The sequence below is a fragment of the Azospirillum formosense genome, from assembly GCF_013340925.1.
Taxonomy (GTDB): Bacteria; Pseudomonadota; Alphaproteobacteria; order Azospirillales; family Azospirillaceae; genus Azospirillum; species Azospirillum formosense.
This window is the reverse complement of sequence record NZ_WHOR01000234.1, coordinates 1-9,346: the sequence shown is the minus strand read 5'-3', so window position 1 is coordinate 9,346 and position 9,346 is coordinate 1. Positions and strand designations below refer to the sequence as shown.

Genomic DNA, 9,346 nt, shown 5'->3' with positions numbered 1-9,346 from the left:
GGGGCATGGGCGGGCAGCCGGAGCTGGGCGAGCTGATGGACCGTCTGGGCAACCGGCTGGGGGAGCGGGCGGTGCTGCGGCTGGTCCCGCGGCAAAGCCGGCTGCCGGAGCGCAGCGTGGCCCCCGCCTCGGCCTTCGCGCCCGCCGCCGGCCACCTGTGGCCCGCCGACCGCCCGCGCCCGGTGCGGCTGCTCGCCCCCCCGGAGCCCATCGAGGCCATGGCCCTGGTTCCCGACGACCCGCCGGTGATGTTCCGCTGGCGCGGCGTCCAGCACCGCATCCGCCGTGCCGACGGGCCGGAGCGGATCGCGGCCGAGTGGTGGCGGCGCGACGGCGAGCCCCGCGACTATTACCGCGTCGAGGACGAGGCCGGCCGCCGCTTCTGGGTCTACCGTCAGGGGCTGTACCGGCCCGGCGTGGCGGCGCTGTGGTTCCTGCACGGCTTCTTCGGGTGACGGGGCCGCCACCATGACCCCCTACGCCGAACTCCAGGTCTCCACCAGCTTCACCTTTCTGGAGGGCGCGTCCCACCCGGACGAGCTGGCGCTGACCGCCGCCGGCCTCGGCCACGCCGCCGTGGCGGTGACCGACCGCAACTCGCTGGCCGGGGTGGTGCAGGCGCACGCCGCCGCCCGCAAGCACGGCCTGCGCCTGATCGTCGGCTGCCGGCTCGACCTGACCGACGCGGACAGCCTGCTCGCCTACCCCACCGACCGGGCGGCCTACGCACGGCTGTCGCGGCTGCTGACGCTGGGCAAGCGGCGGGCGCCCAAGGGGGCCTGCTTCATCGCCCGCGCCGACGTGCTGGACCATGCGGAGGGGATGCTGTTCCTGCTGGTGCCGCCGGACCAGCGCGACCGCGCCTTCGTCCACGCGCTGCGCGGCTGGCGCAACGATCTGGGGAACCGCCTGCACCTCGCCGCCAGCCACCGCTACCGCGGCGACGACCAGCGGCGGCTGTCCTGGCTGGCCGGGCTGGCGGAGGCGGAACGGGTGCCGCTGGTGGCGACCAACGACGTGCTCTACCACACCCCCGCCCGCCGCCCGCTGGCCGACGTGATGACCTGCATCCGCAGCGGCACGACCATCGACGAGGCCGGCTGGCGCCTGTCCGCCAACGCCGAGCGGCACCTGAAGGCCGGGGTGGAGATGGCCCGCCTGTTCCACCGCCACCCCGAGGCCGTCGCCCGCACGGTGGAGATCGCCGCCGCCTGCCGCTTCTCGCTGGAGGAGCTGCGCTACGAATACCCGGACGAGGTGGCGGAGGACGGGCGCAGCCCGCAGGAGACGCTGACCGACCTGACCTGGGCCGGAGCTGTCCAGCGCTACCCGGACGGCGTGCCGGAGGCGGTGACGCAGGCCCTGCACCATGAACTGGCGCTGATCGGGCAGTTGGGCTACGCGCCCTATTTCCTGACGGTGCACGACATCGTGCGCTACGCCCGCTCGCAGGAGATCCTGTGCCAGGGCCGCGGTTCGGCGGCCAATTCGGTCGTCTGCTACTGCCTGGGCATCACCGCGGTCGATCCCACCGCCATCGACCTGCTGTTCGAGCGCTTCATCTCCGCCGCCCGCAACGAGCCGCCGGACATCGACGTGGATTTCGAGCATGAGCGGCGCGAGGAGGTCATCCAGTACATCTATCGGAAATACGGGCGCGAGCGGGCCGGGCTGACCGCCACCGTCATCCGCTACCGCGCCCGCGGCGCCATCCGCGAGGTCGGCAAGGCCATGGGCCTGTCGGCCGATCTGGTGGCACGGCTGTCCGGCTCCGTCTGGGGCTGGAGCCGCCACGGCGTGGACGAGGAGCGCGCCCGGCAATACGGCTTCGACCCCGACGACCCGCGGCTCCGCCAGACGCTGGAGCTGGCGCAGGAGCTGATCGGCTTCCCCCGCCATCTGTCGCAGCATGTCGGCGGCTTCGTCATCACCCGCGGCCCCTTGAGCGACCTGTGCCCCGTCGCCAACGCCGCCATGGAGGGGCGAACGACCATCGAATGGGACAAGGACGACATCGACGCGCTGGGCATCCTGAAGGTGGACGTGCTGGCGCTGGGGATGCTGACCTGCCTGCGCCGCGGCTTCGACCTGCTGAAGCGGCACTACAAGCTTCCCCTGACGCTGGCGACGGTGCCGCAGGAGGACCGGGCGACCTACGACATGCTGTGCCGGGCCGACAGCCTGGGCGTCTTCCAGGTGGAAAGCCGGGCGCAGATGTCCATGCTGCCCCGCCTGCGCCCCAAGACCTTCTACGATCTGGTGATCGAGGTCGCCATCGTCCGCCCCGGCCCGATCCAGGGCGACATGGTCCACCCCTACCTGCGCCGCCGCACCGGCGAGGAACCGGTCAACTACCCGTCCCCCGAGCTGGAAAAGGTGCTGAGGAAGACGCTGGGCGTGCCGCTGTTCCAGGAGCAGGCGATGAAGATCGCCATCGTCGGCGCCGGCTTCAGCCCGGAGGACGCCGACCGGCTGCGCCGCGCCATGGCGACCTTCCGCAAGACCGGACTGGTCCACACCTTCCGCGACCGCTTCATCGAGGGCATGGTCGGAAAAGGCTACGACCGTGCCTTCGCCGAGCGCTGCTTCCAGCAGATCGAGGGGTTCGGCGAGTACGGCTTCCCCGAAAGCCACGCGGCGAGCTTCGCCCTGCTGGCCTATGTGTCGGCCTGGATGAAGCGCCACCACCCGGACGTCTTCGCCGCGGCGCTGCTGAACAGCCAGCCCATGGGCTTCTACGCCCCCGCCCAGATCGTCCGCGACGCCCGCGAGCATGGGGTGACCGTGCTGCCCCCGGACATCAACCGGTCGGATTGGGATTGCACGCTGGAACCGCTGTCACCCTCTCCCGCCCCGGGAGAGGGAGGGACCCGCCAAAGGCGGGAGGGTGAGGGTAACGCCGAGAATCAGCGCGCCAATCCTTGGATGCACCCTCACCCGGCCGCTGCGCGGCCACCCTCTCCCGGGGCGGGAGAGGGAATAAGGCATGCCCTGCGGCTCGGCCTGCGGCTGGTCCGAGGGATGGCCGAGGAGGACGCGCACCAGCTCGTGCTGTGCCGCGGGGCGGGCTACCGCGATCCCTACGACCTGTGGCGCCGCGCGCGCATGCCGATCGCCGGGCTGGAGCGGCTGGCCAAGGCCGACGCCTTCCGCTCGGTCGGGCTGGACCGGCGGGCCGCGCTGTGGGCGGTGAAGGCGCTGGGGGCGCAGCCGCTGCCGCTGTTCAGCGGCCTCGCCGACTCCGCCCAGGAGGAGCCGCAAGCCCTTCTGCCGGCCATGGCGCTCGGCGAGCATGTGGTGATGGACTACGGCAGCCTGTGCCTGTCGCTGAAGGCGCACCCCATGGCGCTGCTGCGCGACGGCTTCGCCGGGGTGGTCCCGACCGAACGGCTGGGCACGGTGCGGGCCGGCACGCGGCTGACCGTGGTGGGGCTGGCGCTGGTCCGGCAGCGGCCGGGCAGCGCCGAGGGCGTGGTGTTCATCACGCTGGAGGACGAGAGCGGCATCGCCAACCTCGTCATCATGCCCGACGTGTTCGAAAAATTCCGCAAGACGATCCTCGGCGCCCGCCTGATCGCCGCCACCGGCCGGGTGGAGCGCAGCGGCAAGCCCAACGAGGAGGGCGGCGAGGTCATCCACCTGCGCGTCGAGCGGCTGAGCGACCTGACGCACCGGCTGCGCGACCTGACCGACCCCGACGCGCTGCCCAACCGTTCCGCCGCCGCGGTCTTCCCGGAAGGCCGGAATTTCCGCTGAAGAGCCGCAGGAGGCGAACGATCAGTCGATCAGGTCCGCGACCTCGCGCACCCGGCCGTTGTCGATCATGAACTGGACCAGATCGGGACGCTCCCGGCCATAGCTCCGGTGGCGGGCGCGGACGGCATCGACCAGTTCGCCCCGGCGCTCCAGGATCTCGTCGGCGAATTCGATCATGCGCAGGTTGGGCCACGCCTTGTGGCGGATGCCGACCACGGCGGCCATCGCCTCGGCGGCAGGTCGGTCGGGGCTGGCCTGGGCCAGGATCATGGTCAGGGCGGCGGTCGAGCGCGAAATGCCGGCGTGGCAATGGACCAGCAGCCCGCCGACCCCGGTCGGCTCGGTCATCAGGTCGCGCCCGAAGGCCAGGATGCGCTCGACGTCCGCGCGCTGCGGCAGGGACTGCCCCATATAGGGGTCGATGATGTCGTGGAAGCGCAGTTCCAGCCGCGTGTGCTCGCCATAGGACCCGAAGGCGGTCGGCTCCGGATGGCCGGGGTCGAGGATCGACAGGACGTGGGTCACGCCGGCCTCGCAGAAGCCGTTCAGCTCCTCGATGCCGCAGACGGTCAGTCCGAAGGGAACGAAATCGCTGGCCATGGTCCTCGTCTCTTGCCGTGCGCGCGGAGGGCGGCGCGGTTCGCATGTGGCGCCGCCGGTCCGTGCCGTCAAGCCGATCGGAGGCCCGATCAGAGGACGTTGAACAGGTACAGCAGAAGAATGATCGGAATGGGAATACCGACAAGCCACAGCAAAACGCCCTTCATGGATCGCTCCCTTGGTTGAGGCCCGAGCGGCCGATGCAATCCCCAACAGCGCAACAGCGCATTGGTTGCCACGGCCGCCCTGGTCGAGGGGGGCTTACCCGGAAAGGGCGATCCCGGAAGAGGCGCGGATTATTCCGCCTCGTTCCGATCCGGGGCCTGATCCGCAGCCTGATTGGCAACCGGCTCCGCCGTCTCCGCGCGGGGCGGCGGAACGGGGCGCGGGCGCGGCGCGCGCAGCTTCTTCAGCAGCAGCGCGAAGGGCTTCAGCGCGCGGTCGAGGACCGCCGGCTCGGCCTCCAGCCGCGACAGCAGGAAGGCGGCGGCCTCCAGCGTCGACACGCTGTCGCGCCGCGGCTCCTTGCGGGCCTGCCCGTAGAGGGAGCGGAACTTCGGGTTCAGCACGATGCGGCGGCACTTCAGGAGCCATGGGTTGCGCCACCACAGCGTCTTGGCCTGGCTCCAGGTGCCGTCCAGGACGATGACGCCCTCCAGGTCGCCCAGCACCAGCTCGCTGTCCTTCTGCGGGACGCCGCCCTTGTCCACCACGGACACCTCCGGCAGAGGGGCCGCACCCTGCTTGACCGGACCGAGATAGAGCACGCCCCAGCGCTTGTAATCGACCTCGCGCCCCAGGATGCGCTTCAGGTTCGACCAGCTCAGCCCGACCTTCAGGGCGGAGTTCTTGAACTGGAGATGGGCGATCTGCGCGGTGCCCAGCGTCTCGCGCTTCTCCTGCGGGTGCTGGAGGATGAGCAGGAAGACGGCGTTGTCGATCGGCTCCACCGCCTCGCAAACGCACAAATGCATAGGTTTTAGGCAGGTGGGGCAGGGTTCGGCGTGCATGGTCGGTCTCGGAAGAAGGAACATCGGCGGAAAAAGCGGGAGGCGGGGACTATGGGCCTCTCATCCGGAAAAAGGAACGGGCCTCAAAAAAGAAACGGGGCCTGAAAAAGAAACGGGGCGCATTAAAGTTTGCATAACGCGTGATCTGCATCACTTAGAGGCCTGGACCTTGCATGATAGCGTCCAGACACACAGGACGGGTTGGGCCGAGGGCGGCCGACAGGACCGCTCCCCAGGCTCTCCCGACGCTCAGAAGGAGGCTTGCCATGCTGCCCGCTCATTTGGCCGCCCGCTTGCTGGAGCAACGCCGGGCCCAGGAATCGGCGGAATTCGCCCGGCAACTGCCGCTCTACGCGGACGACGCGCCCTTTCCGCCCGACGCTGATCCGGATACCGAGACCGGGCATCCCCTGCCCGACTGGGCCACCAACTACTGATCGGAAGCCGACGGGCGGCTGTCGCGCAAGCGACGTTTCGAACGGCTGTCGTGTAAGCGACATCACCGCCCGTCCGTCCGTCCGCATCACGCCACCTCGGCCCAGGACCGTCCGTGCCCGCCCGCCGGAGCCGGACGCCGAACCGGGGTGGACGTGGATGCAGACGCGGAAATGACCCGCTCCGGCTCCCTCGCGGGGACCAGGGCACCGTCACGCCATTCCAGAAGCCACACCCCAGGGCGACCGCCCCGGCAGCGCTCCAGTTCGGCGCGCCAGCGCGGTTCACCGACGCCCGGCTCCTCCGTCCAACTGGAGGCCGGCGCGATCCGCCAACGGGTGACCGCCGCGCTCGCCGCCGAGCGGCGGGCGGTGCTCTGCAACAGGAATCCCGTCACACCCGACGACTCGGCAGCCAGTTGCAGCCGGCGGCTCGCCGTCAGGTCCAGCCCCCCGACCTCCCCCAGCACGGCGGACAGCCGCTTGCAGCGCAGCGCCTCCTCCATCGCCCACAGGGCGTCGGCGTCGCGGGTCGCGCGCACGGCGATCAGGAGGTCCGGAGTCAGCCCATAGGCGGCCAGCCCGGCGGCGTGCAGGTCGCGCCCCCGCACGACCCACAGCGCGGGCGCCGCCGCGCTGGCGAGGCGGGCCAGCAGATGCGCGGCGAAGGCCGTGCCGGCCCCCGGCTCCTCCCCCGCCACCTCGTGCAGGCAGCCGAGCGGCAGCCCGCCCGCCGGAAAGGCTCCGTCGACATCCAGCAGGCCGAAGGGCAGCACCCGCGCCCCCTCCCCGCCCAGCCCTTCCAAGCCCCGGATGCGGGCGCGCAGATCGGCCAGAACCGCCGCCCGGTCCAGCGGGGGCGCTTCGATGCAGGACTCAGGCTCAGGAAGTTCGGGCATGATTCGCTTCCGCTGGACAGGTATTTGTTCCTGATATGTTCTATCATGTCCCATCTGCCCAGGGGAGTCCGGAAATGCGAAGGGGGGCGCCCTTTCGGACGCCCCCCCGCAAGACCGGTTGAGGAGTGGAGAGTGGATCAGCCGGCCTGTTGGATCGCCGACAGGACCCAGCGCCCGCCGCGCGGCCGGGTGAAGGTCCAGATTTCCGTGGCTTCGACCGGACGGTTCGGGTCGCCCTCGACCACGCGGTTGCTCGCGCGGTCCACCGTCACGTCGGTCAGCGAGAAGCGCATCGCCACGGTGGCGTATTCCGCGTTGCCCTCGCGCCACGCCTCGGCCAGGTCGCCCTGGAGCAGACGGACGTCGGACAGACGGTTGACCACGCCGCGGTTGTGGTTGGCCGCCAGTTCCTCGGTGAAGTAGGAGGCCATCTCCGGCGTCACGGCGCCGCGCAGGGCCGTCAGGTCCTCGTTGCCGTAGGCGGTCTGGACCGCAACCAGCGTCTGCTCGAACGCCTGATAGTCGGCCGGGCCGATGCCCACGTCGTCACGGCGCACGCCCGGACGGCCGGAAGAGGCCGGCCCCGCCGCCGCACCACCGCGGGCGCCGCCACCCAGCGGGTTCGAGCGCGCGTCCACCGCCTCGCGGTTCATGACACCCGGATTCGGACCGGCATAGGCGGCGTTGGAAGCGCCCATGCCCGCCGGCCGCGCCGCGCCCGCCGAGCGGTTGCGGAAGAAGCGCATGGCCAGCCGGACCAGGAAGACGACCAGCAGGATCTGGAGGATGAAGCCCAGGATGCCCGCGAAGCTGCCCAGCCCGTCGAGGAAGCCGCCGCCGAACAGCATGCCGGCGATGCCGGCGCCGATCAGGCCGCCCATGAGGGCCGGCATGAAGCCGCCGCGCGAGAAGAAGCCGCCGCGCTGCGCGGCCGCCGGCGACGCCATGCCCGGCTGCTGCATGCCCGGCTGCTGCGCACCCGGCGTCTGGGCCGGGGCGGCCGACCGCTCCATCGGCGCGGCGCGCGGGGCGGTGTTGGTCTGGGCCGGCGCCTCGTAAGTGCGCGAGCCGCGGCTGCCCACGGAGCTGCTCTTGCCGGCGCGGGCGTCGGCGGTTCCGGCGGTCAGCGCCACGGCCAGCGCCAGAGCGACGGCGCCGAAGGCGCGGGCCGGAGTGCGGGAAACGGTGCGGGGGGATCGCGTGTTCTGGGTCATGGCCGTGTTCGGAAAAGCCCTCGGTTCAGGGGGACGCTCACTCATGTAGCGTCCTCCTATATGGTATGGCTGCCCTGCTGTTTTAGAGGGGCCACAACCAAACCGGCCAAAAAATACGCAGAGCGCGTGCGTCGCCCCGTCAGGCGGAGACGCGTTCCCACACCATCCCGGTTTGCGGATAGGGTCCCGCGCCGGCCGGAAGGATCGGAGCCGAGGTCGCGGCGGCCGTCCATTCCGCCGGTTGCCGCGACGCCCAGACGCGGCGGCGAACCGCGATCTGGCGGCGGCAATCGCGCGAGCAGTAGAGCGGCGCCGGCCCGCGTGACGAGCTGCGGCGGAACGGCCGTCCGCAGCAGGCGCAATAGAGTGTGTTCATGGTTATCCTCCCTGCTTTTTTCCGATGACTGGTGCCCCGCCCATCACCCTGTGGAGCGGGTGCCCGTTCGGTTTTTTTCGGTCTTAAGTCTCGACCTGCGCGCACCATTGTTGTGCCTAGGAACACCCCATACCAGAGACGCCTTTGGCATATGGCCGCCCGAAAGTCCGGAGATTCCGGAAAAATCGTTGGCACCACAACCACTTGGCGCTCGACAAATCCAGATCGCGCGTCCATTCGCCGCACCCGGTCGTCACCCTCCTCTCCGTTCGGACGATAACCTTGCGTCGGCCCGATCATCCGTATGACGACGAGCCTGCCCGGGCCGTGAGCGCGTCCGTGGTGCCGGACACCCTATGGAGATAGGCCGGGAACCGCGGGGCACAGCTGCGGGTTGCTCAACCCGACACGCCCGACCGGCTCCGCCCACGGCTCCCTCCTCCGGCGGCTCCCCACGGCGGCTCTCCTGCTCCGGTGAAGCCCCATGAGCGACATCCGCACGCGTCCCGCGCCCACCTCCACCCTCTCGGGCGTCGCCACGGCGCCGCCGGTCATCCACATCGACCTGGAACGGCTGGAGCGGCTGCGCCGGCTGACCCGGCTGATGGACACGCGCTGGCGCGTTCCCGGCACGCGCATCCCCGTCGGGCTGGACGGCATCGCCGCGCTGGTCCCGGTCGCCGGCAGCACGGCGACCACCGTGGTGGCCGCCTACATCGTCATGGAGGCCGCCCGCTTCGACCTTCCGAAAAGCCTGATCGCCCGGATGGTCGCCAACATGGCGGTGGATTGGGCCGGCGGCTCGGTCCCGGGGGTCGGCGCCCTCTTCGACATCGGCTTCAAGGCCAACCGCCGCAACCTGAACCTGTTGCTGGAGCATCTGGAGAACCGGCTGGCCGCAGCCAACTGACGGACCGGCCAGACAGGCGGGCATTCACGGGCAGGCATTCACCTGTCTCTTTTATTCTTATCACACCACCATCCGGCCACACTGGGTAGATACACGTCGTCGCGCGGATACACCAAAAAAAAAACAGCACACCAAACAAACACCAAC

8 protein-coding genes and 1 pseudogene are annotated in these 9,346 nt (G+C 70.5%); 4 read left to right on the top strand and 5 right to left on the bottom strand.

All coding sequences use genetic code 11. The annotated features are described in order from the left end of the window. Nucleotides 1–455 (top strand): annotated as a pseudogene (locus tag GBZ26_RS22940) (DNA polymerase Y family protein); the annotation flags it as partial. A 13-nt stretch (nucleotides 456–468) separates the two neighbouring features. After that, a complete protein-coding gene (locus GBZ26_RS22935) occupies nucleotides 469–3,756 on the top strand; it encodes an error-prone DNA polymerase (protein WP_174440836.1) in 3,288 nt (1,095 codons plus the stop codon). Nucleotides 3,757–3,777: 21 nt separating this feature from the next. Here the strand turns inward: GBZ26_RS22935 and GBZ26_RS22930 are convergent, their stop codons facing one another. Continuing rightward, nucleotides 3,778–4,356 (bottom strand): tyrosine phosphatase family protein, encoded by a 579-nt coding sequence (locus GBZ26_RS22930; RefSeq protein WP_174440835.1) that lies wholly within the window; start codon nucleotides 4,354–4,356, stop codon nucleotides 3,778–3,780. A gap of 296 nt (nucleotides 4,357–4,652) precedes the next feature. Further along, on the bottom strand, nucleotides 4,653–5,306 hold the full coding sequence (locus tag GBZ26_RS22925; protein WP_343207176.1) for a DTW domain-containing protein: 654 nt from the start codon (nucleotides 5,304–5,306) through the stop codon (nucleotides 4,653–4,655). A gap of 326 nt (nucleotides 5,307–5,632) precedes the next feature. On the opposite strand from GBZ26_RS22925, the gene GBZ26_RS22920 reads away from it, so the two are divergent. After that, on the top strand, nucleotides 5,633–5,803 hold the full coding sequence (locus GBZ26_RS22920) for a hypothetical protein (RefSeq protein WP_014239377.1): 171 nt from the start codon (nucleotides 5,633–5,635) through the stop codon (nucleotides 5,801–5,803). An 86-nt stretch (nucleotides 5,804–5,889) separates the two neighbouring features. On the opposite strand, the gene GBZ26_RS22915 is transcribed toward GBZ26_RS22920, so the two are convergent. The 3 genes from GBZ26_RS22915 to GBZ26_RS22905 all read right to left on the bottom strand — a co-directional run bounded on the left by GBZ26_RS22915 (nucleotide 5,890) and on the right by GBZ26_RS22905 (nucleotide 8,289). Continuing rightward, complete coding sequence (locus GBZ26_RS22915; protein ID WP_174440833.1) at nucleotides 5,890–6,699, bottom strand: ImuA family protein; 810 nt, start codon at nucleotides 6,697–6,699, stop codon at nucleotides 5,890–5,892. 137 nt (nucleotides 6,700–6,836) lie between these two features. Then, nucleotides 6,837–7,913, bottom strand: a complete 1,077-nt coding sequence (locus tag GBZ26_RS22910; RefSeq protein ID WP_174440832.1) for a Tim44 domain-containing protein — start codon at nucleotides 7,911–7,913, stop codon at nucleotides 6,837–6,839. 139 nt (nucleotides 7,914–8,052) lie between these two features. Beyond that, nucleotides 8,053–8,289, bottom strand: coding sequence for a hypothetical protein (locus tag GBZ26_RS22905; protein WP_174440831.1), 237 nt, complete (start codon nucleotides 8,287–8,289; stop codon nucleotides 8,053–8,055). A 484-nt stretch (nucleotides 8,290–8,773) separates the two neighbouring features. On the opposite strand from GBZ26_RS22905, the gene GBZ26_RS22900 reads away from it, so the two are divergent. After that, nucleotides 8,774–9,199: a DUF4112 domain-containing protein gene (locus tag GBZ26_RS22900; protein ID WP_174440830.1), complete on the top strand. Its 426-nt coding sequence runs from the start codon at nucleotides 8,774–8,776 to the stop codon at nucleotides 9,197–9,199. Nucleotides 9,200–9,346 lie beyond the last annotated feature (147 nt).

What these genes read in the sequence shown, in the direction of transcription:
- GBZ26_RS22930 (WP_174440835.1), bottom strand. Translation starts at nt 4,356, where the DNA reads ATGGCCAGCGATTTCGTTCCCTTCGGACTGACCGTCTGCGGCATCGAG.
- GBZ26_RS22935 (WP_174440836.1), top strand. Translation starts at nt 469, where the DNA reads ATGACCCCCTACGCCGAACTCCAGGTCTCCACCAGCTTCACCTTTCTG.
- GBZ26_RS22900 (WP_174440830.1), top strand. Translation starts at nt 8,774, where the DNA reads ATGAGCGACATCCGCACGCGTCCCGCGCCCACCTCCACCCTCTCGGGC.
- GBZ26_RS22915 (WP_174440833.1), bottom strand. Translation starts at nt 6,699, where the DNA reads ATGCCCGAACTTCCTGAGCCTGAGTCCTGCATCGAAGCGCCCCCGCTG.
- GBZ26_RS22920 (WP_014239377.1), top strand. Translation starts at nt 5,633, where the DNA reads ATGCTGCCCGCTCATTTGGCCGCCCGCTTGCTGGAGCAACGCCGGGCC.
- GBZ26_RS22910 (WP_174440832.1), bottom strand. Translation starts at nt 7,913, where the DNA reads ATGACCCAGAACACGCGATCCCCCCGCACCGTTTCCCGCACTCCGGCC.
- GBZ26_RS22905 (WP_174440831.1), bottom strand. Translation starts at nt 8,289, where the DNA reads ATGAACACACTCTATTGCGCCTGCTGCGGACGGCCGTTCCGCCGCAGC.